Raw genomic sequence first — 25,860 nt, 5'->3', positions numbered from 1 at the left:
CTACAATCAGATGCCAAATCTTGATTCAGATTGTTTAAAGGTGAATCAATATTCGTGAATCAATTATTGACTAAAAACGCCAATTCCGTAATAACAATCAGAAGTTGAACAACTATACATATCTACCTCTAAACTGAACTCTCCTGTCCAAGTAGGAGAAATCTGGAGGATTGGGTAGTCATCAGATCCGCGATCGACCGCAATTGAATTCCCATTTTCGTCATAAATTTCCAGGTCGATATCGCTGCAATCTTCATCGCAAACGCCAACAATGGCATAAGTCCCGCCTTTTTTCAGGGTGAAAGTTAGGCGATCCTCACTGTTAGCGCCCAAGCTATCAATATAAGGGTCGTAAAAAAGCTGATAATCCTCCAATCCCAACGCCATTGCGGCCATCATTAGCTGACCGCGTATTTGCTCTTCGTAACGGTTGCCTGCGATCGCCACCGTGGGAACAAGAAGCGAGGCACTAGCAAGCAGAGCAAAAGTGACTTTAGCCGTATGATTGACTTGCATGGTTTTGACTCCATCTATTTATTGCGTTCACTAACTTATCGGGCAAGAATTGAAAATTTATGCAATTCGCGGTTAGCGCAACCAATCTTTAATCCTGAATCCCCAAATGTTCTTGCCATCAATTTGTCCAAATGTCCAGATCATTCACAAATCATCAGATACCCACAGGCAACCCTACGGGAATCGCAACCCTGTAAATTCAACGAAAAATTAGATTATGTTCATCTTGCGCGATCGCCAATTGCTTGCCTCGATCGCAGGAAAAGCGCTAAAATCTCTAGCGGCCCAAGATGCTGCCAAAACTCGTGCTTTTTCCCCATCCAGGCGATCGCCAAATATCCCCTGCATCTTAGTCAGCAAATCTGGACTGGTCGCCAAACTTTTCAGAGAATTCTCAACATCTTGCAGCGCATCTGAAACTTGAACATTCAACAATTCAGCATCACTTATCAGCGATTTCATAATCTCAATTCCTCATCAAGCTACTGAGTGACAAACATAAAAAGCTGGATATATTCAGAAACCGGGTTTTTTGGCAAAGCAAATTCACCGAAGTAATATCCCTGGAAAAACTCGGTTCCTTAGCCACTTTCCCCAGTCCCGCGAAACTCCCATTCGTCTCAGACTAGATGAGCTAACTATTCAGTTGATTTAAAATGATTAGCTGTCGATACTTACAACCGTACAGCGTCGTTGCTTTTGAATCATCCCAATCAAGGCATGGGCTTTATATTTCCGGTTGTTTCCGGCATTTTGCCCCATTGATTGATGTGATATTGGTGCAGGCTTTTCCTCGCACCAATATGGCAATCATACCACAGATAATAATTTCCTATTGTTAAGATTTATTGCCAAGCCACCGCCTCACTTCTTCATCGGTAATCACATAACGATAATGGGTTCCTCCCTTAATCACAATCCTAATTTTTTCATTTCTAGGTCGATCGCTTTCAATGGATAAACAGCCAAAACCTGTCTCTTGCCAAGTCTGAAGCAAAAGGTCTTGAATTCGGGCAAAAACCTCGTCAATATTAGTCTGCTTACTGTCAGGTTCATGTGACATCATATTTGGGTGAAAAGTTTAAAAGTAAGTGGTCATAGAGTCAGAGGATTCAGAAACCGGGTTTTTAGGGTCAGCGACCGAGAAAATGAATTTTTCCTGTGTTCTTATCAGCTATAACGCTCGATCGAGCCAAAACTTTCCAAAAATTCCCAAAAATTCCCAAAATCTTTTCAGAGATGAGGATTTTACCCTGCCACCGGCTTCTATTGAGAGACGATCGTAGGGGCACGATCTTTCCGGGAGTAAGGGCGAAGCATAACCGTAATAAATCTTTGCTTTCAGGAACTCAGAAACCGGGTTTCCCCCGCCTTCGCGGGGGCAGGCTTAACCAACTTATCGGTACGAAGCATAGATTATTGTGATGCTCCCTGGTGCGATCGCCTCCTGGTAAATTCAACTGACGATTAACTTACTTTCATTTTCAGCGATCGCCAATTAGTTGCCAAGATCAGTAAAGATCACTTGGAACCGATCTTTACTGATCTTGACAAAATGCCACCGATGAAGTAAAAACCGGGCTAGAAACCGGGCTTCTTCAGCGATATTATTAGTTGAAAGGCAAAAGCTATGATAGAAATCCGGTTTCTTGGCTGTAGGATATAATAAACGATGAAGATCCATAGCGGAGCGGATCATAATGACTCCTACAACTGCTGAAAAACCCACCATTAATCTGGCTTTCCCCCAATGGAAAACCGCCACCTGGGATGATTACTTGGCATGGCGGGATAATCCTAGTTTGGAGCAGGATGTAAGACTGTTTTTTAACCAGGGATATCTTTGGGCTAACATAGGTAACGAAGGAATTAACCACGCCAGATTTAACGATTTATTTACTATCGTGTTTTTTGTCTGGTTTGCTCGGAAAAAAGGGTTGCTAGTGGATTCTTTGAGCGGTTGTGTGATTGAAAAACCGCCAAAGCAAGCGGCGGCTCCTGATAAAGTTTTATATATCGGTGGTGGTTCGCCTCAATGGTCAGAGGGAGAACCGCGCCGAATTAATCTGGAACGTTGGCGAGTTCCTGATTTAGTGGGGGAAATTGCTGATACTACTTTAGCCACGGATTTAGATGAGAAAAAACAGCTTTATGCGGCGTTGGGAATTCCTGAATATTGGGTAGTGGATATTAAGGGACGGCAAGTGCTGGCATTTCGGTTACAATCGGATGGGAAATATCAGCAAATTGCTGTTTCTGTAGCTTTGGCGGGGTTGCCGATTTCCCTGTTATCGGAAATGTTAGAACAGATGACTGATGGAAATAATATTAATGCGGCGGTTTGGTTTAATCAGCAGATTGCTGATTTTTAAGAAAATCAAGTTTTGATGAAATCTACTTTTCAGTGTTTCTGGGCGAGATTATTGAGAACTATCCTGATGAAAAGCCGTATCCTCAATGCTTACAGCAATTTTCTCCGCAAATAAACCACAAATACCTGTAGGGGCGAAGCATTCCGGCAGATAACCTATTGCTGAAAATATTCATCTGAATACCGGAATGCTTCGCCCTACCGTGGTTCAGTAATCTGAAAACCGCTGTAAACACGATTTGAGGATGGTTGATTTAGGAGCTAATGGGCAGTTGAACAGAATGTAAAGGGCGAAGCATAACCGCTGATAATTTATCGGTTTTGAACCCAAAATTAACTGCGGTCATGCTTCGCCCCTACAAAATAGCAAAAACGGCTTGGGCTATCATCAGAGAAACCTTATTCGCGGATCGTCACGACTGTTCCAAGACTCACTTGGGAAAATAGCTCCTCCACATCCTTGTTATACATCCGTAAACAGCCGTGAGTAATTGCCTTTCCTATGGATTCAGGCTCGTTAGTGCCGTGAAAGCCATACCAAATCCAACCTTCAGTCCAAAATCCAATCCAATATGACCCCAATGGATTTTCTGGGTCTCCTGGAAGGAGAATATCGTCTGTGATGGGATTTTTCCAAGCTGGGTTATGCAGCAATTGAGTGATGGTAAAATTGCCGGTTGGTGTTTCCCATCCAGCTTTTCCAACGGCAACTGGGTAACGATTCACCTCAGCCGAGTCCCGATATACGATGACCTGACGCTGAGGAAGAATAACTTCTAAGCGAGTAGCTCGTACATCTGGAATTTCCGGGTGAATAGTTGGTTGACTTATGGTTTGAGCTAGGAAAAATGGTTGGGAGCTTATAACTAAAACTCCGGCTATTGCCCAGCCAGCCAACCATTTTGAAATTACCAGATAAATTTTAATCATTTGGCTGTCAATAGTTACCAACCTCCTGGAACTACAGTGTCATCCCATGTGGGTGCTGTATAATTCCTGAAAACAGGAGCATTAGCCATTACTCCCGGTTGGAGAGTGAGCGTGAATTCACCATCCACTACCCCATTAGTTGCTACTGTAGTATCGGCTGCACTGCGAGAAGGTTTCGCTCGCCACCTGGCTTGACTGGAAAACTTGCCCTGAATTTGATTGCCTTGCTTAATTATGGTTCCCTGAGTTTGAATCCCATCTTTAACCAAAGCATTTATCACCAGATTAGGAAATTGTTGAACATAACTCCAGCTTGAATCTCTCACATCTCTTGGGATGATTCTGGTGACAGTGAAGGGAATGGGCGTGCCATCATTTAAAGGAGCATTGAGGGTGATTTCGGCTTGTCTGCCTTCAATTTCAAGCAGAATTTTGCCCGCAGATGGGTTGTATGCCCCATTTACCTGACTGACGCTGGTTCCCACGGGGAAAACGTTGGGATATTCACTGCGGGTAATGCGACCAGAGCCACTGGCGATCGCAATGAGATTGCCTGCCACTGGCGACCCCTGTCCCAAAGCAGTACGCATTTCTCCCAACTGCTGGCCAATGCCATCAGCTACCCTGGGGGGCAAGTCGGGGGATGACCAATTATTCGGATTCAAAAAATCCTGCATCTCTCGTGAATTGGCTATGGCATTCCGGTCTATGGGCATCGTGCTATCTTGAGGATAGGAATATCTTTGCCCTTCGGAGATAAGTCGGCCTTGGGGATATTTGGCGGACTTGACCAAAATATTTCCCAGAATAGTTTCTACCTCTATGCCATTGGCTGACTCATAAGCCTGGATCATACTGCTATCGCTACTCGGTGGGGCTACTATCACCTCTTCACTACCCCCTTGCGCCTTTAAAATCCCCTTGGCTCCTAGAATACTCTCCCTATTCAGGTCAATTTGCCCCTGACTCCTAGCCCCACTGCGGGTGACCCGCACTCCTTCTTCACATCCCCTGTCGCTGCCTCGTTTCCAAGCAATTCTGAAACCACCGCTGGCAGTGCAAGGAAAACTCCATTGAGAGGCGACATTATGGGGACCTGCTTGCACCAACAGACCAGCACTATCTAAAGGGGCGTTAAAGATAAAACCGAGAATTGCCCAACCCCGACTCCCTCCGGGAACGTATAAAATGCTATTGCCCCGCAGTTCAGCTTTTACCTGTGCTGCTTGCCGGGAACGGCTGGCTCCAGTGCCTACGAATAGGTCAGTGCCATTGACTCCGGCAATAATGGCTGCTTCTGGCATAGAAGCATAGCTGTGAATGCCTGTGACTAGGACTAACATCAGTGCCAGTATCCCGGCTAATACCAGCCGGACAGGTTTGAGATGTTTGTGGAAGTTGAATCGATTGGTGTCTGCCATAGTTTTCGGTAAATTCAAGTGAGTAGTTAGTTGCCCATCCCGTATGTTCGGTTCTGTCAAGGGCGAAGTTAGTAGGGTGGGCAACAGCCGATCATAGTGAATTCACTCAGGGATTGATGGGGTCGCTGTTGCCCACCTTACGCTGCGGCTACGGGGATGGATGGGGATTAGCGGCCGATAATGCCTCGAATTCCCCTGAATACACCAATGCCTCGATTAATGGTGTCGAGTGTGCGGTTTACGTTATCGATGGTGTCTCGCTCATCGGGAGGTTGAGCGACGTAAACTTCACCAAGTTCGGGTGCGGGGGAGTTGTCTACTTGGACGCTGAGATAAATGCCTGCTTGGGGGGCAAGGCGCAAGAAGGTGCTGACGGGAATGGCATAGTTAAATCCAGTTTTAATCTGTCCTGCTACGGCCAAAGCTTCCGGGCTGAATCCTGCCTCTTGTAAGGATTCTATATTCTCTTTCTCCCCCATACCATGAATGCCGACAACACGACCGCCAGCATCTAAAACCGGGCCTCCACTCATACCGCCGCGAGTAACATTGGTATAGGTCATGCTATAGCCTAAGTGAGGTTCGGATAAGTAACCAGAAATACGGCCATCTGTAAATTGGCGAGTAGTTCCTCCTGTTTGTTGTCCAGAAGCTCCTGGTTTTGGCCAACCGGAAACAAAGACATCTTGACCTTCTGAGGTTTCGGCTGTGCCGAGTTTGGCGACTTGATACTCTTTGTCGCTGGTAAATTCAACCACAGCTAAATCAACACCAGGCAAGCGCTGAATCTTACTATAGTCAATTTCATAGGCCTGTTTATCGGAAGTAATTAAACCATATTCACCCTGCCCAGCAACGACATGATAGGCAGTGAGAACGGAGTAGGTATTACCGTTACGAGCAATAATAAATCCCGATCCATTCTCTCCATGTTTACTCTGAATGAGAACGGTGATTTCTCTGGCGATGTTGCTGACTTCGCGTCCGGTGAGGGAGTGCGCTGCTTGGGGAATGGTGATGACTAGGGCGGTGGCGATCGCCGTTCCGCCTAAAATAGCTTGAAGATGTTGGTATGTTCTCATGATGGTTTCTCCATAATATGAGGTCATTTGGTTTGATTTTTCGGTGGTGGGATGGTATACCGGGTTTTGGGGGGTGGTGGGGGCGGGTTTAGGGAAGGTAGGGTTGGGTGGCCTGGATTTGGGTATAACCCGCCCCTACGGGGTTTGATGGTGTTTTTGGCTGGGGTGGGGGCGGGTTTAGGGAAGGTATGGTTGGGTGTCTTGGATTTGGGTATAACCCGCCCCTACGGATGGTGTGCCGGATTTTTGGCATGGGTTCACCAATAGAGGGGTTGGGGTCTTTGCCTGGGATAGGGACGGGTGACACGATAGGTATCGATGGGAATACCCCAACTGGCTTGTAAGATTTGTTCTAACAAGGCTGGGGAGGGGGCAGTTCCGTCCTCGAAGACATAGACCCCGAAACCGGGATCGCGATTGGCTAAACGGCCGTTGATACCGAGCAATAAACCGCGATCGCTAAAAATCGGGCCGCCACTCATGCCGGATTCGATGCGGTTGGTATAGCCTAAACGATACCCTTGAGCTAGGGATTTATTCAGTACGAGGGAAACATTTCCCCAGGTTAAGCGAAAGGCATGTACCCCTAAATCAAAGGTGGTTTGCACCGTTCCCCAGTGATACATGGGAAATCCAGCCGCATAAACGGGTTCTCCAACGGTGGCTGGATAGGGACTCAAGGGGGCGACTTCATAGGGAAGGTGACTGGAAAAGCGGGCGATCGCCATATCTGCACCGCCCAACTGTTGGGGCGCTTCGAGCAGAGCATATCGCTGTCCATCGGCGGTGAGAATGGAGGGGCGATCGCTAAAGGCGAATACATGCCAGTTAGTCAATAGGGTATAAATATTGCCCTGGCGCTGCACCAGAATCCCGGAACCTGACGATCGCAAAGTTAAAATCCGAACTGAGGTCAATCGGGCTAACTGCTCCACATCCACGGGAACCGGGGCGATCTCCTGTGCGGTGACGGATGTCGTTAAGCGCGATGCGGCGATCGCTCCGAAAGCGGCGATCGTGCCTTTCCCCACCAGAGACAAAAACCTGCGTCGATTCTTCATCTGTACCCATCCCATTTTCCATAACATCAACCCCGTAGGGGCGGGTTATACCCAAATTTACGATACCCACAAATCAATAATATAAATCCGCCCCCATCCACGCGATCGCCCCATGGGGTGGGGCGGGTTTACCCAGGTTATCGGTGGGATTCCCAATGGGTTGGTTAACCCGCCCCTACAACCCATCAAACCCCGTAGGGGCGGGTTATACCCAAATCTACGACACCTGCAAATTAATGTCCTAAACCCGCCCCCATCTCACCGATCGCCCCATGGGGTGGGGCGGGTTTACAAAGGTTATCGGTGGGATTCCCAATGGGTTGGTTAACCCGCCCCTACCGTGGCATCGGCCAAAAAATGCGGCTCTACAATTCCCGCATTCCACCCGAATTGCTCGGAGGAGGAGCTACCGGTTGAGATGGGGCAACCGGTTGGCGACTGGGAGTCACCGGGTTAGAGGGTTGGGTAACGGGAGCAGCAGGAGCGCTATCATCGCCTAAACGATCGCGCACATCAATATAGGGAACTATAGATTGGGAACTCTCAAACAACGACGGGGTAGCGGCTTGCCCTTCGCGCCATGCCAACAAATTGTACAAAGTGGCGATCGGATCTTGACCCGCTTTCAGGGTATAAATCAGATTTTCGCAGCGTCCATTGATCTGACTCGCGGTGCAAATCACCCTCTGATTATTTATCCGTCCCACCGTGATAAATTGCAATTGGCGATTGCGGCGATAGGTTTCTAGACGAGAACTGACTTCCTGACAGCGACGCTCCGGAGTATACCCGGAATCAGAGAAGGCATCAGAAGTCCAATAGATCCAAGGTTCAACCCCTCCTTGCCGATTTTGGTACAGGGTAGCAGGCGCTCCGGAAGACATGGCACACCAGAATCCAGCTTCCCCAGGAGCCGGTTGTGCATTGCTTGATGGAGTGCCGATCGTTGCCGTAGACAGGGCGATCACTCCAGCAGTCAACAGTTGTATTACAGATAACTTTTTCATCTCGATCTTTTCTCATAAACACATACATTCATAGTAATCTTCTATGCTCAATTTGTCAGTAGCATTTAGGGGCATTTGGTAGCGTTCGGTGCAACTTAACAAAAGCTTAAAATCCTCTCAGGAACTCTCCTCAGCCTCCCGATCTTCCAAGTAGCGCTCTAGAGCGCCACAAATGTTATTTTTATGAATCTCTTCCCCAAAAACTACAGATAACTTTTTCCACAAACGAGCGCCAATCCTCTTCAGTTGCTCCTGACTTCTCGGTATCTCTTTACTCATTGTTTTGTAAGAGATGCCCCGTAGGCAGGCAGATAACACCTGTCGCTCAATATCCGTCAGGTGTTTTTGGGTTTGGCGATAAAGCTGGGCATCTGCAACCCGTAGCAGTTGTTTGGTGTTCATTCATCCCGAATTTGAGACCTTCTATAGATCTCTCAGGAAAATCTGGGTTATTTTATGCAGTATTGAGGAAAATTGTGATAAATCTTAAGATTTACAGACTTTTAAGTAAGGTTTTGTTACATTACCGATAGACTATAAGTTAGCAGTGGAGAGATGGGGAGACAAAGAGAAAAATAGGTATACAATCATTTTTAATTTTAAATTTTTAATTGATCTCATGCGTTTAGGTAAAGTTGTTAAATCGAATTCCCATTGTGATTATGTGGTGCAATTGGATGCCAAGGGTGAGTTCTTGCATCCACCAGCACCAGAGGATTATGGGTTTGGTTGTTTTGTCAAACTCGAAGAGATAAACGATCGCCATTGGGCGGTGGGTTTGGTGTATAATTCCCAATTGTTTAATCCCCAATTTCTCAACACCGGCCCTCGGTTATCCAACGATCCCGATCCCTTATTTACACCAGATTTGATTGTGGAAACACGGGTGTTACTGAGTACAATTTTGATTGGGGAATTGATGCCAGGGGGCGATCGCCTTTACGGAGAGCAAGGTATCCCTAGGGTCGTAGTTCCCGTCAATACCCCAGTGTTTAAAATGAGTCCCCAAGAAATTCACCAGTTTCACCTAAACGCCCAAGGTCGCCCCCATTTAGGCTACTATGCCCATGTCCTACGCAGTGGGGGCATATTTGCCTCCCAGTTGGTGCAACAAGTGATTGGGGAACTCATTGAGCAAAATCTATTTTCGGGAGCCGATCAAAGGGCACTAGAAATCCTCCGCAAGGAATTAGCCTGGAAGAATACCCTAGGCTCGATTAAAGGTTAAAATGAATCTTGAGTGGGACGAAGAGCTTAACGGTTTTTAATTAGGGTAAGCAAAACCAATAAGGTCATGTGAGTATCTATCTAGAAAGGCGATATCAGTAGGAGCAAAAAATGCCCCTACTATGTATTTTTAATGACTTGACTATCCTAAAAGTGCTTTATAATATAGCCTATTAAATAATAGTCTACTCCTTTAGCCCTAACCTATGACAACCTTTTCTCTTTCCGGATATGAAGCGGGTGTTCAAATCCATAATGGGAGAAATTCCCAGGTTTATCGTGCCCAACGAGTAAAAGATGGTTGCAGTGTTATCATCAAAGTTTTAAATGCCAATTATCCCACACCAGAACAACTGAAGTGCTATAGACAGGAATATCATCTCACATCTGGTCTTGATCTACCTAATGTGATTCAAGCCTATAGTTTAGAAGAGCAGTATAGAACTCTAGCCATTGTTTTTGAAGACTTTGGGGCTATTTCTCTGAAAGAATGGTTGAATGCTCATGGGGAAGGATTGAAAATTGAGGATTTTTTACCTTTAGCGATAAAAATTGCAGATGCTCTAGGACAACTCCATAGTCAGAATATCATTCATAAAGATATTAATCCTAGCAATATTGCCCTGAATCCAGAAACTCTAGAATTGAAAATTATTGACTTGGGACTAGCGACGCAATTAAGCCAAGAAAATCCATCTTTACAGTCTGCAAATACGCTAGAGGGTACGCTCCTTTATATTTCTCCAGAGCAGACGGGGAGAATGAATCGGGCTTTGGATTATCGCACAGATTTTTATTCGTTGGGGGTAACTTTTTATGAAATGCTGATGGGAAAGTTGCCCTTTAAGAGTGATGATTCTATGGAGTTGGTTCACGCTCATTTAGCCCAGTATCCCCAAAGTTTAGAGGGGGAGGGGGTAGAAAAGAATATTCCGGCTGTGTTGGCAGATCTGGTGTTAAAATTGATGGCAAAAAATGCAGAGGAACGCTATCAAAGTGCTTGGGGACTGAAGGCAGATTTAGAGCAATGTTGGAGACAGTGGCAAGAAACGGGTTGTATTGCTTCGTTTGTGTTAGGAACTCAGGATTATTCCCATCGCTTGCAGATCCCGCAAAAATTATACGGTCGAGAGAGGGAAATTGTGACTCTGCTGGGGGTGTTTGATCGGGTAGCATCTCCGGCAGAAAATGCGGTAGCTCAGGGGGCTGAAGTGGTGTTGGTGCGGGGATATTCCGGAATTGGGAAGTCGGCTTTGGTGCGATCGCTCTATAAACCCATTACCCAGAAGCGCGGTTATTTTATTTCCGGGAAATTTGACCAGTTTCAGCGTAATATTCCCTATTCCGCTCTGGTGGATGCGTTTGCAGGGTTAGTGAAGCAACTGCTGGGAGAATCGGATGAGAGTTTGCAACAATGGAAAGACTCCCTGCTGCAAGCTTTGGGGAATAATGGACAGGTGATTGTGGATGTGATTCCCGATCTAGAGCGGATTATTGGGGCGCAACCTCCTATTCCCCAATTAGGGGGAACGGAGGCTCAAAACCGATTTAATTTGGTGTTTCAAGATTTTGTCAAGGTGTTTTGTCGTGCAGAGCATCCTTTAGCGATCTTTCTGGATGATATGCAATGGGCTGATTCGGCGACATTGCACTTGCTGGAAATTCTCCTAGCCAATACTCAAATTCGGTATTTTTTGCCCATTTTAGCCTATCGGGATAATGAGGTATTTGAAGGGCATCCTTTTAATATCACCCTGGGGCAACTTCAGCGCCAAAATGTGAGGATTGAAGCCATTACTTTAACTCCCTTATCTCAAGAAAAAGTTGAAGAATTAATTGGCGATACCTTGTATGAAAAGCGGGAAGCCGTCAGCCATTTAGCTCAACTCATTATTCGCAAAACGGGAGGTAATCCGTTTTTCGTCAATCAGTTTCTGAAAACCTTGTATAACGAGGGTTTGCTAGAGTTTAATCGCGATCGCCGAAAATGGCAATGGAATCTGCAAGCGATCGAAACCATGGGATTCTCCGATAATGTGGTGGAACTCATGCTAAGACAGTTACAAAAATTACCGAAAACGGTGCAGGCTGTCCTCTCAACCGCCGCCTATTTAGGGACAGAATTTGATTTACAGACCCTCTCCTGGGTTCAAGAGCGAACTGCAAAAGAAGTGTTCCCTCACCTAAAAATTGCCCTAGACCAAGAATTAATCATGGGGCAATCTAACCTGGATGAAAATTTGCTCATTCAAGCCTATAAATTTTCCCATGACCGCATTCAACAAGCGGCCTATGCTCTGATTCCAGAAGTGGAAAAAGCCCAGACCCATTATCATATTGGCCAAAGACTGTTAGACCATATTCCCCCAGAGTCTAGAATCAATCATATTTTTCAACTGGTGAATCAACTCAACTATGGAACTGGCTTAATTACTGAACCAAAAGAACGAGATCAATTCGTCCATCTCAATTTATTAGCCAGTCGGAAAGCCAAGGATAATAATGCCTATGAAACAGCTCTAGAGTATGTGAGAACGGGTCTATCTTTGTTAGGTGAAACCGCTTGGACAGAGAGCTATGATCTGGCGCTGGAGTTTAATGAATTAGGAGCAGAATTAACCTTTCTCTCCAGTGACTTTGAGTTAATGAATCAGTTTATCGATACGGTCATTGATCAAGCCCATTCTTTATCCGAACAGGTTAATGTTTATCGGATTAAATTTCAGTATTATAACATTCAAGGACAAGCCACAGAAGCGATCGCCATTGCCCAAGAGTTTTTAGCACAATTTGGCGTGACTTTCCCAGAACACCCAACCCCCCAAGATACGGATAACATTGTTGGCGAAATCAAAGCCTTAATTGGCGATCGCCAAATTGCTGACTTAGTGGATCTGCCTCTCATGAGCGATCCTGAACAAATCGCCATCATTGAAACGATCAATAGCATTATCCCAGCCGCCTATCTTTCCGGATCTTTATTGTATCCTTTATTTGTATCTTTAGGCGTTAAATTATCGATTCAATACGGCAATACCTCTGCTTCTGCTCATATCTACTCTTGCTATGGAATTGTCTCTTGTAATCTCCTCTCGGATATTGATACCGGTGTAAAATTTGGTCGTTTGTCCCTAGAAGTTATCTCGAAACTGAATATTAAAGCCGTTGAACCATTAGCCTTGCATGTCGTCATGTTTTTCCTCGTTCATCGTCAATTTCATATTCGAGAAACCATAGCCCCTTCCCATGATGGCTATCGTATTGGTCTAGAAGTCGGTACATTAGAGTTTGCCGGATATAACGCCCATGCAGTTTGTTTTCAAGCCTTTTGGTGCAGTCAACCCCTTGTCTCTTTAGAAGAGGATGTGCGGATATACTATAATGGGTTAATTCAAATCAATCAATTAGCAGCAAGTGATTGGTGTCGCAGTTGTTTGCAATGTATAGTAAATTTACTAGAGAAGGAATTATACCCCACAATTTTATCTGAAGATGTATCAACCGAAGAGCAGTTTATATCGGCGATGACTTCGGTCAATAATTCCCTGGGATTATATGTTTTTTGTCTCTACAAAATGTTTTTATGTTACCTATTTGGAGAACTAAAAATAGCCCATAGCTATGCTGAAAAGGTCAAAACATATCTGCGGACTTCTCCCGGATTAATTGCTGAACCGGTACTCTATTTATATGATTCTTTGATTCTTCTTGGTCAAGTGAGTGACTCCTTAGAAGACGATACTCTTATTTTACAGCGAGTGGAAGACAATCAACGGAATTTACAACAGTATTGGGCAGATTATGCCCCCATGAATCATCAGCATAAAGTGGATTTAGTGGCAGCAGAGAAACACCGAGTTTTAGGCAGAAGAGTTGATGCTCTCGAAGCCTACGATCGCGCGATCGCAGGAGCAAAAGAACATGGTTTCTTACAAGAAATGGCTCTAGCGAACGAACTCGCAGCTAAATTTGCCCTAGACTGGGGCAAAGAAAAAATGGCGGCTGGCTACATGCAAGAAGCCTATTATGGTTATGCTCAATGGGGAGCGCAAGCCAAAACCACTCACCTCAAAGAGCAATATCCCCAACTGCTTGCTTCCGTTGCCAAAAGTTCGAGTCGCCCAATCAGTAATGAAACCCTTAGCCATACATCATCAAGCAGTTCTCATAATCTCGATCTGAAAACAGTGATGAAAGCCTCTCAAGTGATTTCTGAGGAAATTTCCTTAGATGCCTTACTCTCAAAACTGATGCGTATTTTGATTGAAAATGCGGGAGCTGACGAAGGAATTTTAATTTTAAACACTGATGAAAATTGGGAAGTAACTGCTGAATATAAAAACAATGCTTGTAATGTCATAGCCAGAAATTTAATAGAAGTAACTAACCTACCTCAAGCGATTATTAATACAGTCAAACGAACACAAAAATCCCTATTAATTGATGATCTGGAAGAAGATCATCCCTTCACAACTGACCCCTATTTACGAAAAAAGCCACCAAAAAGCCTGTTTTGTACTCCAATTCTCAACCAAGGTCAATTAATGGGTATTCTCTACCTAGAAAATCATCTGGCAGTGAATGCCTTTACCCCAGACCGGATCGAAGTTCTCAGCTTGCTGACGACTCAAGCGGCGATTTCAATTAATAATGCTCGGTTCTATCAAACCTTAGAAGATAAGGTGGCTCAGAGAACTTCAGAATTGGCAGAAAAAACAGCTCAACTAGCAACAGCCAATGAAGAAATCACCCAACTCAATGAAAGACTCAAAGCAGAAAATTTGCGTTTAGGTGCAGAACTCGATATTGCCCGCAGAGTCCAAGAAATGATCCTACCCAAAGCAGAAGAACTGCGAGGGATTCCCCGCTTAGATATCGCTGGGTACATGGCTCCAGCCGATGAAGTGGGAGGAGATTACTATGATGTGTTAATCGAAGATGATGTCACCACTATTGGGATTGGGGATGTTACCGGTCATGGTCTGGAAAGTGGGTTAGTGATGATGATGGCTCAAACGGTAATCCGGGCAATGAAGGAAGTGCAAGAAAAAGACCCCGTGAGATTTTTAAATACGGTGAATCGGACGGTGTACAAAAACTTGCAACGGATGGAAGTAGACCGGCAATTGACCTTAGCTATTCTCAATTATACAGAAGGATATTTAACGATTAGCGGACAACATGAAGAGGTGTTAGTAGTGCGTGGCGATGGCAACTTAGAAATGGTCGATACGATGGATTTGGGGATGACAGTGGGGTTAATTGATGATATTGCTGAGTTTGTGTCTCAAGTGACGGTGAAACTGGAACCAGGAGATGGCATAGTTTTGTATACGGATGGGATTCCGGAAGCAGAAAATGAAGCCGGTCAACTCTACGGATTAGAGCGATTATGTGAGGTCATTCAAGAGCATTGGTCTCAGTCGGCTCAAGATATTCAAGAGGCGGTTATTGGTGATGTGCAAGGGTTTATTGGGAATCATAAAATATTTGATGATATTACTTTGTTGATTTTGAAGGAACAAAGTAATATCTTGAGTCAAGAAGTGGCATAATTAAGTACGGATCAATGAGTCTTTTGGGCGATCGAACGGGATTTCGGAGTAATTATGCTGAACTTAGCGGGTTATCAAGCAGATGAGCTGGTCTATGATGGCAGCCGTACCTTAGTCTATCGCGGAGTCCGAAATAGCGATCGCCAGCCAGCAATCATCAAAGTGTTAAGCAATCCCAACCCCAGCTTTAAGGAATTAGTACAGTTCCGTAACCAGTATGTCATTGCTCGTGAGCTAGAGCATCCCAACATTGTGAAACCCTTGGCATTAGAACGCTATGGCAATGGCTATGCTTTAATTATGCCTGATTCAGGGGCGATCGCTCTGTCCCAGTATTGCCACTCATTGAAACCTTCACCCAAAGACGTTTTTATTCTTAGCATTCAACTGACAGAAGCCCTACATTATTTAAGCAGACAACGGATCATTCACAAAGATATCAAACCCGCCAACATTATCATTCACCCAGAAAACCATCACATTCAACTGATTGATTTTAGTATTTCTACTCAGCTCCCCAAAGAACAACAACAACTCCTCAGTCCCAACGTCCTCGAAGGAAGTCTATCTTACATATCCCCAGAACAAACCGGACGCATGAACCGGGGAATTGACTACCGTACCGACTTCTATTCCCTTGGAATCACCTTATACGAACTGCTGACTGGTCAACTACCTTTTATCAGTGATGACCCCATCGAAGTAGTCCATAAGCATATTGCCCAAATCCCCCAATTTCCTACAGATAGCAATGTTCCTCTCATTCTGCAACAGATCGTCTTGAAACTGATCAGCAAAAATGCAGAAGACCGCTATCAAAGCGCCTTGGGGTTAAAATATGACTTAGAGAGATGCTTACAGCAGCTAGAAACCACGGGAGAGCTAGTTTTATTTACTCTGGGACAAGAAGATCGCAGCGATCGCTTTATTATCCCCGAAAAACTTTACGGAAGAGAAGCTCAAGTGCAAACCATCCTGCAAGCCTTTGACCGTGTAGCAGAAGGGCAAACCGAAATGATGCTAGTCGCCGGATTTTCCGGTATTGGCAAAACCGCAGTCATCAACGAAGTCCACAAACCCATCGTCAAAAAAAGAGGCTACTTTATTAAAGGCAAATATGACCAATTCAATCGCAACATTCCCTTTTCCGCCTTTGTGCAAGCCTTTAGAGAACTCATGGGTCAACTCTTAGGAGAACCCGATCAAGAATTAGAGAAATGGAAACAGAAAATCCTACAAGCATTAGGAGATAACGCCCAAGTCGTGATCGAAGTGGTTCCCGAATTAGAAAAAATCATCGGCCCCCAACCCCCCGCACCAGAACTCGAAGGTAATGCCGCACAAAATCGGTTTAATTTTATCTTTGAAAAATTTGTCCATGTGTTCACCACACCAGAACATCCCTTAGTCATATTTTTAGATGATTTACAATGGGCAGACTCTGCCTCATTAAATCTATTAAAGCTACTCATGGATGATACCAACACTGGCTATTTACTCATCCTAGGAGCCTATCGAGATAATGAAGTCTTTCCCTCTCATCCTTTAATGTTGCAATTGGAGAAAATTCAAAAAGAAAAAGCCATTATTTCTACCATCACCCTAGACCCCTTAGCCTCTCACCATATCAATAAACTGATTGCCGATACCCTCAATAATTCATTAGAAAAAGTAGAACCTTTAACCCATTTAGTCTATCAAAGTGCCCAAGGTAATCCCTTCTTTACCACTCAATTTATCAAAGGACTATACAACGAAAATCTGCTTCGATTGGATCAAGTTTCAGGAGACTGGACTTGGGATCTAACCGAAATTTATAATACAACCTTGCCCGATAATGTTGTTGATTTTATGGCAAGACGCTTACAGAAATTTCCACAAGCAACACAAGAAGTCTTAAAATTAGCCGCTTGTATTGGCAATAAATTTGACTTAGAAAACTTATCAGTAGTCTGCGAACAGACCAAAGAAGAAGTTGCTGATTATTTGTGGTATGCTCTGCAAGAAGGTTTGGTTTTACCCGTCAACGAAAGCTATAAATTTTTCCAAAAATTAACTGAGAATGAAAACGAAACGATTCCCATTATTTCTGTAAGCTATAGTTTCCTACATGACCGAGTTCAACAAGCGGCTTATTCTCTAATTGCTGAAGACAAAAGACAGGAGATTCATCTAAAAATTGGTCGTCAACTGTTGCACAACTTAAGGGACGAAGAAAAAGAAGATCAATTTTTTAATATCGTTAACCACCTGAATGAAGCGCGAGACTTAATTACCGATCCCAACGAGCGCAAAGCAATTGCCCAACTCAACCTGCAAGCAAGCAAAAAAGCAAAATTATCTGTGGCTTACGAAGCCAGTCTTTCTTACTGCTATGAAGGGCAAAAATTATTAGATGAAAAAGCTTGGGAAACGGATTATAATTTCCAGTTTTCGTTAGCCCTAGCAACCCTTGAAAGTGAGCATCTTAATCACAATTTAGAGGCAGCCAGAATCCTCTGTAAAAAAATACTGCCGAAGGTTGAAAGCGTAGTTGATCGCGCCAAAATAAATGCCTTTGAAATCCTGTTTGAAATTAATCAAAATAAAATGTATGAGGCTATTGATATTGCTCGACAAGCTCTCATTCCTCTAGGGATTAATTTACCTACAGATCCAGAAGAGATCAAAGCTGATGTTGAATCTCTTCGTAAGCAGGTTGAATTAGCAATCGAAGAAATTGCCAATCTAGAGCATCTCCCCATACTTGAGGATGAAGAAAAATTAACAGCGATCCAGATTCTGATGAATATGGCATCTGCGGCCTATATTTCCCAACCCAACCTCTATCCCTTGATTATTCTTCATGGAATTCGATACTTTATCCACTATGGACAAGCTCCAGTAGCGGCTCCATTCTATAGTTGGCATGGCAGTGTATTGTGTGGAGTATATGATGAGATTGAAGCGGGATATGCGTTTGGCAAGCTCTCTTTAAGAGTGCTTGAGAAACTCAACGCACGGGAATTTGAAACCAAGGCTAGAAATATGATGAATGTTTTTATTCGACCTTGGAAAGAACCGCTTATAAATGCTGTGGATGATTTTATTGAGGTGGTTAAAAGTGGGTTTGAAAATGGCGATCTAGAATTTGGTTTTTATGGAGCAACTCACCGCTCTAATTATTTTTATTTTAGTGGTGGAGTGTTGACAGAAGTCCGGAAAATGCATCAGCAATATTTTCCCGCAATTGTTAAAGCAAAATATGAGTTTCAGAAAAGTTTCTTCCTGATGTATGGACAGATTATTTCTAATCTGCTAGGGGAAAATGAAACGCCAGAAATCCTTGCAGGCTCTATATTTGATAGAGAGTTGTATCTAGAAGAGTGGGAAAAAAATAATATTCATTTAGCATACTGCTTTTATGAGGCTCAAACCCGACTCTTCTATTGGTTTGAAGATTATCCTAGGGCGTTAGAAGTAGGCGAAAAAGCTTGTAAAAATAGAGGGGCAGCCCTTTCTATGCCTTATGTTTCTGAGAATCTATTTTATTACAGTTTAGTATTGTTATCTCAGCAAAGTTTAACAGAACAGCAGTGGAAAATCCTAGAAGATGATCGGCGCAAGTTGCAAATGTGGGCTGGGTTTGCACCGATGAATTTTCAGCATAAATGCGATCTCATTGAAGCGGAAAAGTGTCGGATTTTAGGGAAATTATTTGAAGCAGCAGAACTCTACGATCGCGCGATCGCCGGAGCTAAAGAAAATAAATTTCTCCAAGAAGAAGCTTTAGCCAATGAGTTGGCAGCTAAATTTTACCTCAACTGGGGTAAAGAAAAAGTAGCTGCCGGTTATATGCAACAAGCTTATTATGTTTATGCCCAATGGGGAGCTAAAGCGAAAACTGACTATCTCGCAGCCAAATATCCCCAACTTCTTGCTCCCATTATTAATCGTTCCATCCAAGCATCTGAACAGAAAACTCTGACGAGTACCTCTACAGGCAGCTCTAATATACTGGATCTGACCAGTGTGATCAAAGCATCTCAAGTGCTATCAGAAGAAATTTCTCTGAGTAGTTTACTCTCTAAGTTAATGCATATTCTGATTGAAAATGCAGGAGCGACTCAAGGAGTTTTAATTTTAAATAATGCTGGTACTTGGGAAATCATGGCTCAGTATCTTCAGGGGAATTGTAATCTATCTATTGTTCCTCTTGAGCAGGTTGAGGATTTACCCCAAAGTGTGATTAATTGGGTTAAACGGACAAAAGAAATTGTGCTGATCAATAATATCTCAAATCATCATGCATTGAGTACGGATTCATACTTATTGCAGCAGCCGACCCAAAGTTTAGTCTGTACTCCAATTCTCAATCAAGGTCAGTTGGTTGGTATTCTATACCTGCAAAATGATCTGACTTCAGATGCCTTTACTCCAGACCGAATTAAGGTGCTAAATCTGCTGATGACTCAAGCGGCAATTTCGATCAATAATGCTCGATTTTATCAAACCCTAGAAGAGACAGTAGCGCGACGCACGGCTGAACTGGCAACTGCCAATGCAGAAATCATGCAACTGAATGAAAAATTGAAGGCAGAAAATCTGCGTTTGGGGGCAGAATTAGACATCGCTCGCAAAGTGCAGCAGATGATTTTACCGAGACCGGAAGAACTTGAAAAAATACCCACCTTGGATATTTCTGGATACATGGCTCCTGCTGATGAAATTGGTGGAGATTATTATGATGTATTGGTCGAAGATGGGATCGCCACTATTGGGATTGGGGATGTCACGGGTCATGGGTTAGAAAGTGGGTTGGTGATGATGATGGCTCAAACTGTAATCCGAGCGATGAAGGAAGTGCAGGAAAACGATCCAGTCCGATTTTTGAATACGGTCAATAGTACCCTCTATAAAAATGTGGAACGGATGCAAGTAGACCGACAATTGACTTTAGCCATACTCAATTATACCCAGGGTTATTTAACGATTAGCGGACAACATGAAGAAGTGTTAGTGGTGCGTGCTGATGGAACATTAGAAAGTATTGATACGATGGAGTTGGGAATGACGGTGGGCTTGGTTAATGATATTGCTGATTTTATTTCTCAAGTGACGGTGAAACTGGAAATGGGAGATGGGGTGGTTCTGTATACAGATGGCATTCCGGAAGCCCAAAATGAAGCAGGTGAGTTCTATGGATTAAAACGATTATGTAAGGTGATTCAACAACATTGGCATCAATCGGCTCAACAGATTCAAGAGGCGGTGATTGCTGATTTGCAAAGGTTTATTAGAAACCATAAAGTGTTTGATGATATTACTTTGTTAGTTCTGAAAGAAAAAAATTAACCCTTACTAATTACTAATTTTTATGATACTCAGCTCACCTAATTATGAAGAAATGGCACTGATCTATACAGGAAGCCAAAACCTAGTGTATCGAGGAGTCCGAAAGAGCGATCGCCAGCCAGTTGTGATTAAAGTCTTACGCCATGCCAACCCTAGCTTTAATGAATTAGTCCAGTTCCGCAATGAGTATGCGATCGCTCGCAAGCTACAACATCCCCACATTATACAACCCCTAGACCTAGAACGCTATGGTAACGGATATGCACTCATTATGCCAGATTCGGGAAGCCTCTCCCTCGCCGAGTATGGACATTCATATCAACTTTCTGTACCAGAAATCCTCACTCTCGTGATTCAATTGACAGAAGCCCTCCATTACTTAAGCGGAAAACGAATTATCCACAAAGATATCAAACCCGCTAATATCATTATTCAGCCAGAAATTCATCAAATTCAACTCATCGATTTTAGTATTTCCAGCTTATTACCCAAAGAAGAACAACAACTCCTCAGTCCTAATGTTCTCGAAGGAAGTCTCTCTTATATTTCTCCCGAACAAACCGGACGGATGAATCGCGGAATTGACTACCGTACCGACTTCTATTCCCTAGGAGTGACCCTATTTGAGCTACTCACCGGTCAACTGCCCTTCACCAGTAATGACCCCATGGAATTAGTTCACAGTCATATTGCCCAAATTGCCCAATTTCCTGGGGAAACAAACGTCCCTGAAATGGTGCAAGCAATCGTGCTAAAACTGATGGCCAAAAATGCCGAAGACCGTTATCAAAGCGCCCTAGGATTAAAGCACGACCTAGAACAGTGTTTAGATCGATTAGAAACCACAGGAGCGATCGCCAGTTTTCTTCTAGGGCAAGAAGATCGGAGCGATCGCTTTATCATTCCTGAAAAGCTCTACGGCAGAAAAAATCAAGTAGAAACCCTACTCAAAGCTTTTGATCGAGTAGCAGAAAATCAGACAGAAATGATGCTCGTGGCCGGATTTTCTGGCATCGGCAAAACCGCAGTCATCAACGAAGTTCACAAACCCATTGTCAAAAAAAGAGGCTACTTTATCAAAGGCAAATATGACCAATTCAATCGCAACATTCCCTTTTCCGCCTTTGTGCAAGCCTTTAGAGGATTAATGGGTCAACTCTTAGGAGAATCTGATCAAGAATTAGAAAAATGGAAACAGAAAATCCTACAAGCATTAGGAGATAACGCCCAAGTCGTGATCGAAGTGGTTCCCGAATTAGAAAAAATCATCGGCCCCCAACCCCCTGCACCAGAACTCGAAGGTAATGCCGCACAAAATCGGTTTAATTCACTTTTTCAAAAATTCATTTCTATATTTGCTACCCAAGACCATCCCCTGGTTATATTTCTGGATGATTTACAATGGGCAGATTCTGCTTCACTCAATTTGATGGAAGTCTTGATGTCTAATCCTAATACTGGATATCTATTACTCCTGGGAGCCTATCGAGATAATGAAGTATTTCCTACACACCCCTTAATTTTATCTCTAGAAGAATTAGCACAAAATAAAGCATTAATTTCTACAATAACCTTAGAGCCATTATTTGTTGATCACATTAATAGATTGATAGCAGATACTCTATTTTTAAGTGAAAATAGAGTTCAAGAACTTACTCACTTTATTTATAAACAAACCAAAGGAAATCCTTTTTTTACTACTCAATTTCTTAAGGGATTGTATGAAGATAAATTTGTAAAATTTAATTTTGATTTAGGCAATTGGCAATGGGATTTAAGTGAAATCAATAAAGCTTCTTTATCCAATGATGTTGTCAAGTTTATGGCTAATCGGTTGCGTAACTTACCAGAACATACGCAGACTATGCTAAAATTAGCCGCTTGTATTGGCAATCAATTCGATCTGGAAACCTTATCCATTGTCTGTGAAAAATCCACACAACAGGTAGCAACCGATCTTTGGGAAGCTCTAGAAGAAGGTTTGGTTTTACCCATTAGTGAAAACTATAAATTCTTTCAAAAATTTAATTTCCAAGAAGAATTAGATGAGCAGATGTTATGGGTAGGCTATCGGTTTTTACACGATCGCGTTCAACAAGCTGCTTATTCTTTGATTGCAGAAGATCAAAAAAAAGTTACACACTTAAAAATCGGTCAGCAATTATTACATAATTTAACAGAAGAAGAGCAAGAAGATCAACTTTTTACCATAGTCAATCACCTCAATCAAGCGCGAGAACTGATTATAGAAAAAAGTGAACGAGAAATGTTAGCTAACTTAAATTTAAAAGCAAGTAAGAAAGCCAAAAATGCGGTTGCTTATGAAGCCAGTCGAGGCTATTGTTATGAAGGAAAAAAGTTTCTGGATGAACAAAGTTGGGAAACAAATTATGATTTGCGATTTGATTTAGCCATAGCGACCATTCAAGCTGAACATCTTAATTATAACTTAAAAAAAGCTACAGAACTCTGTCAATCTGCTTTACAAAAAGCGAAGACTTTATTGCATAAAACTCATATCCATGAATTTGAAATTATATTTAAAATTAATGACAATAAACTCAATGAATCAATTGCTCTAGCTCGCCAAGTCCTTATTCCCCTTGGCATCACGTTACCAACTGATCCACAACAAGTTAAAAATGAAACTGACATACTTCGTAAAGCTGTTGAAATCCCTACAGAAGAAATTGCTAGATTAGAACATCTTCCTGTAATTAGCAATCAGGAAAAAAAAGCAGTGATTAGTATTATGATGAATACCGGATCTGCGGCTTATATTGCCCAGCCCACTCTCTATCCCCTCATGATTCTTCATAGCGTCCAATACTGTATGGAATATGGTAATTCCGATCTTGCTGCACCTGCATACACTTGGCATGGAAGTATTTTATGTGGCATTCACGATAATATTGAAGATGGATATGAATTTGGATTGCTCTCATTAAAACTGATCGATAAATTCAATGCACGATCCTTTGAAACCAAGGTACGAAATATGTTTAATTTGTTTATTCGGCCTTGGAAAGAACATCTGAAGAATGCTGTCGAAGATTACCCGAAAGCAGTTCAAAGTGGATTTGAGAATGGGGATATCGAATATGGATGCTATGCCTCCGCTCACCTATGTAATTATCTCTTCTACACTGGCGCTCCATTAGAAACTGTTATTCAAGCTCATCAACGGTACTTGCCCCCCGTTATTAAGGCTCAATATTACTACCAGGAAAATGCCATTCGTATTTATCAACAAGCGGTTGCTAACTTGCTCGGAGAAAATGATGATCCGAAATATCTTCAAGGCGAACACTTAGATTCAAAAAGTAATTTACCGGTATGGATCGAAAAAAACATTGCTCTTTTAGTTTTCTCATTTTATGAAGCTCAAACTCGATTATTCTATTTGTTTGACGATCAAATACAGGCTCTAGAAGTAGCTCAAAAAGGTTGGCAGTATTACGAGGCAGCTGTATCAACAACTTATTTATCTGAGTATGTATTTTACTATAGCCTAGTTATTTTAGCTCAAGATGAGTTAAATACAGAGCAGGAAGAGTGGTTAGAAACCTATGAGCAAAAGCTAAAAATATGGGCTGAATTTGCACCGATGAATTTCCAACATAAATATGACTTAGTACAAGCAGAAAAAAGTCGTGTTTTCAATCGAAAAATTGAAGCAATGGAACTCTACGATCGCGCCATTGCCGGAGCTAAAGAACATGGTTTTTTACACGAAGAAGCTCTGAGTAATGAACGCGCAGCTAAATTTTATCTTAACTGGGGTAGAGAAAAAGTAGCCGCAAGTTATATACAAGAAGCCTACTATGGCTATGCTCAATGGGGAGCCAAAGCAAAAACCGACGATCTGGAAAATCAATATCCCCAACTGCTCTCTGCTATTCTTAGTAGTTCCAGCCAACCCAGGAAAAACGAAACTCTAAAAAGTACATCTACAGGAACTTCGGATTTCCTGGATCTAACCAGTGTAATTAAGGCTTCTCAAGTTCTCTCGGAAGAAATATCACTCAATAGTTTACTCTCTAAGTTAATGCATATTGTGATTGAAAATGCGGGAGCGGATTGGGGTAGTTTAATTTTGAATAATTCTGGGAATTGGGAAATTACAGCCCAGTATACTGAAGGAAATGTTCAAGTTTTAAGTATTCCCTTAGAAGAAGGACGAAAGCTACCCAAAAGTTTGATTAACTGGGTAAAACGAACTGAAGAAACGGTACTAATTAACCATAGTGAAGAAGAGCATTCATTTAGTCTGGATACTTACTTCTTGGAACAAAAACCCCAAAGTTTGGTTTGTTCACCGATTCTCAATCAAGGTCAATTAATGGGTATTCTTTACCTAGAAAATTGTCTGACTTCAGATGCCTTTACCCCAGACCGAATGAAAGTTCTAAATGTGCTGATGACTCAAGCGGCGATTTCGATTAATAATGCTCGATTTTATCAAACTCTGGAGGATACGGTAGCCCGACGGACGGCTCAACTAGCAACAGCCAATGAAGAAATCACCCAACTCAATGAAAGACTCAAAGCAGAAAATTTGCGTTTAGGTGCAGAACTCGATATTGCCCGCAGAGTCCAAGAAATGATCCTACCCAAAGCAGAAGAACTGCGAGGGATTCCCCGCTTAGATATCGCTGGGTACATGGCTCCAGCCGATGAAGTGGGAGGAGATTACTATGATGTGTTAATCGAAGATGATGTCACCACTATTGGGATTGGGGATGTTACCGGTCATGGTCTGGAAAGTGGGTTAGTGATGATGATGGCTCAAACGGTAATCCGGGCAATGAAGGAAGTGCAAGAAAAAGACCCCGTGAGATTTTTAAATACGGTGAATCGGACGGTGTACAAAAACCTGAAACGGATGGAAGTAGACCGGCAATTGACCTTAGCTATTCTCAATTATACGAAAGGCTATTTAACGATTAGCGGACAACATGAAGAGGTGTTAGTGGTGCGTGGCGATGGTAACTTAGAAATGGTCGATACGATGGATTTGGGGATGACAGTGGGGTTAATTGATGATATTGCTGATTTTATCTCTCAAGTGACGGTGAAACTGGAACCAGGAGATGGCATAGTTCTGTATACGGATGGGATTCCGGAAGCAGAAAATGAAGCCGGTCAACTCTACGGATTAGAGCGATTATGTGAGGTCATTCAAGAGCATTGGTCTCAGTCGGCTCAAGATATTCAAGAGGCGGTTATTGGTGATGTGCAAGGGTTTATTGGGAATCATAAAATATTTGATGATATTACTTTGTTGGTTTTGAAGGAACAAAGTAATCAAGGCAAAAATTCATTCTATAATTAAGAGAATTTCTGATTTTTAATT

14 protein-coding genes are annotated in these 25,860 nt (G+C 42.9%); 5 read left to right on the top strand and 9 right to left on the bottom strand.

Going from position 1 to position 25,860, the window contains the following annotated elements; genetic code table 11:
• Window positions 1–63: 63 nt before the first annotated feature.
• From AC3FZD_RS15070 to AC3FZD_RS15060, 3 genes are all read right to left on the bottom strand, one after another.
• Window positions 64–516, bottom strand: coding sequence for a hypothetical protein (locus tag AC3FZD_RS15070; protein WP_488736816.1), 453 nt, complete (start codon window positions 514–516; stop codon window positions 64–66).
• A gap of 210 nt (window positions 517–726) precedes the next feature.
• Window positions 727–978 carry a hypothetical protein gene (locus tag AC3FZD_RS15065; RefSeq protein ID WP_488736815.1) on the bottom strand — a complete coding sequence of 84 codons (252 nt, stop codon included), beginning with the start codon at window positions 976–978 and terminating at the stop codon, window positions 727–729.
• Window positions 979–1,354: 376 nt separating this feature from the next.
• Window positions 1,355–1,582, bottom strand: a complete 228-nt coding sequence (locus AC3FZD_RS15060) for a hypothetical protein (RefSeq protein WP_488736814.1) — start codon at window positions 1,580–1,582, stop codon at window positions 1,355–1,357.
• A 634-nt stretch (window positions 1,583–2,216) separates the two neighbouring features.
• Between AC3FZD_RS15060 and AC3FZD_RS15055 the strand changes: the two genes are divergently transcribed.
• Window positions 2,217–2,888: a Uma2 family endonuclease gene (locus tag AC3FZD_RS15055; protein WP_488736813.1), complete on the top strand. Its 672-nt coding sequence runs from the start codon at window positions 2,217–2,219 to the stop codon at window positions 2,886–2,888.
• Window positions 2,889–3,286: 398 nt separating this feature from the next.
• Here the strand turns inward: AC3FZD_RS15055 and AC3FZD_RS15050 are convergent, their stop codons facing one another.
• From AC3FZD_RS15050 to AC3FZD_RS15025, 6 genes are all read right to left on the bottom strand, one after another.
• The gene (locus AC3FZD_RS15050; RefSeq protein WP_488736812.1) at window positions 3,287–3,817 is read right to left on the bottom strand and encodes a L,D-transpeptidase; all 531 of its coding nucleotides are present in this window, start codon (window positions 3,815–3,817) and stop codon (window positions 3,287–3,289) included.
• A gap of 14 nt (window positions 3,818–3,831) precedes the next feature.
• Window positions 3,832–5,238, bottom strand: coding sequence for a hypothetical protein (locus AC3FZD_RS15045; RefSeq protein ID WP_488736811.1), 1,407 nt, complete (start codon window positions 5,236–5,238; stop codon window positions 3,832–3,834).
• 167 nt (window positions 5,239–5,405) lie between these two features.
• Window positions 5,406–6,320 carry a S1 family peptidase gene (locus AC3FZD_RS15040; protein WP_488736810.1) on the bottom strand — a complete coding sequence of 305 codons (915 nt, stop codon included), beginning with the start codon at window positions 6,318–6,320 and terminating at the stop codon, window positions 5,406–5,408.
• A 257-nt stretch (window positions 6,321–6,577) separates the two neighbouring features.
• The gene (locus tag AC3FZD_RS15035) at window positions 6,578–7,381 is read right to left on the bottom strand and encodes a S1 family peptidase (RefSeq protein ID WP_488736809.1); all 804 of its coding nucleotides are present in this window, start codon (window positions 7,379–7,381) and stop codon (window positions 6,578–6,580) included.
• Window positions 7,382–7,746: 365 nt separating this feature from the next.
• A complete protein-coding gene (locus tag AC3FZD_RS15030) occupies window positions 7,747–8,388 on the bottom strand; it encodes a COP23 domain-containing protein (RefSeq protein WP_488736808.1) in 642 nt (213 codons plus the stop codon).
• Between the two features lie 117 nt (window positions 8,389–8,505).
• Window positions 8,506–8,790 (bottom strand): helix-turn-helix domain-containing protein, encoded by a 285-nt coding sequence (locus AC3FZD_RS15025; protein ID WP_488736807.1) that lies wholly within the window; start codon window positions 8,788–8,790, stop codon window positions 8,506–8,508.
• 217 nt (window positions 8,791–9,007) lie between these two features.
• Here AC3FZD_RS15025 and AC3FZD_RS15020 point away from each other — a divergent pair, with 217 nt between their 5' ends.
• The 4 genes from AC3FZD_RS15020 to AC3FZD_RS15005 all read left to right on the top strand — a co-directional run bounded on the left by AC3FZD_RS15020 (window position 9,008) and on the right by AC3FZD_RS15005 (window position 25,839).
• Window positions 9,008–9,616 (top strand): DUF8166 family protein, encoded by a 609-nt coding sequence (locus AC3FZD_RS15020; RefSeq protein WP_488736806.1) that lies wholly within the window; start codon window positions 9,008–9,010, stop codon window positions 9,614–9,616.
• A gap of 205 nt (window positions 9,617–9,821) precedes the next feature.
• Complete coding sequence (locus tag AC3FZD_RS15015) at window positions 9,822–15,170, top strand: AAA family ATPase (RefSeq protein ID WP_488736805.1); 5,349 nt, start codon at window positions 9,822–9,824, stop codon at window positions 15,168–15,170.
• A gap of 54 nt (window positions 15,171–15,224) precedes the next feature.
• Window positions 15,225–20,504, top strand: a complete 5,280-nt coding sequence (locus AC3FZD_RS15010) for an AAA family ATPase (RefSeq protein WP_488736804.1) — start codon at window positions 15,225–15,227, stop codon at window positions 20,502–20,504.
• Window positions 20,505–20,526: 22 nt separating this feature from the next.
• Window positions 20,527–25,839 (top strand): AAA family ATPase, encoded by a 5,313-nt coding sequence (locus AC3FZD_RS15005; RefSeq protein WP_488736803.1) that lies wholly within the window; start codon window positions 20,527–20,529, stop codon window positions 25,837–25,839.
• Window positions 25,840–25,860 lie beyond the last annotated feature (21 nt).

The sequence above is a fragment of the Roseofilum sp. KMC-1 genome (genome assembly GCF_057802075.1).
Note: the sequence above shows the minus strand (reverse complement) of the source record. Positions and strands in the feature narration are given on the sequence as shown.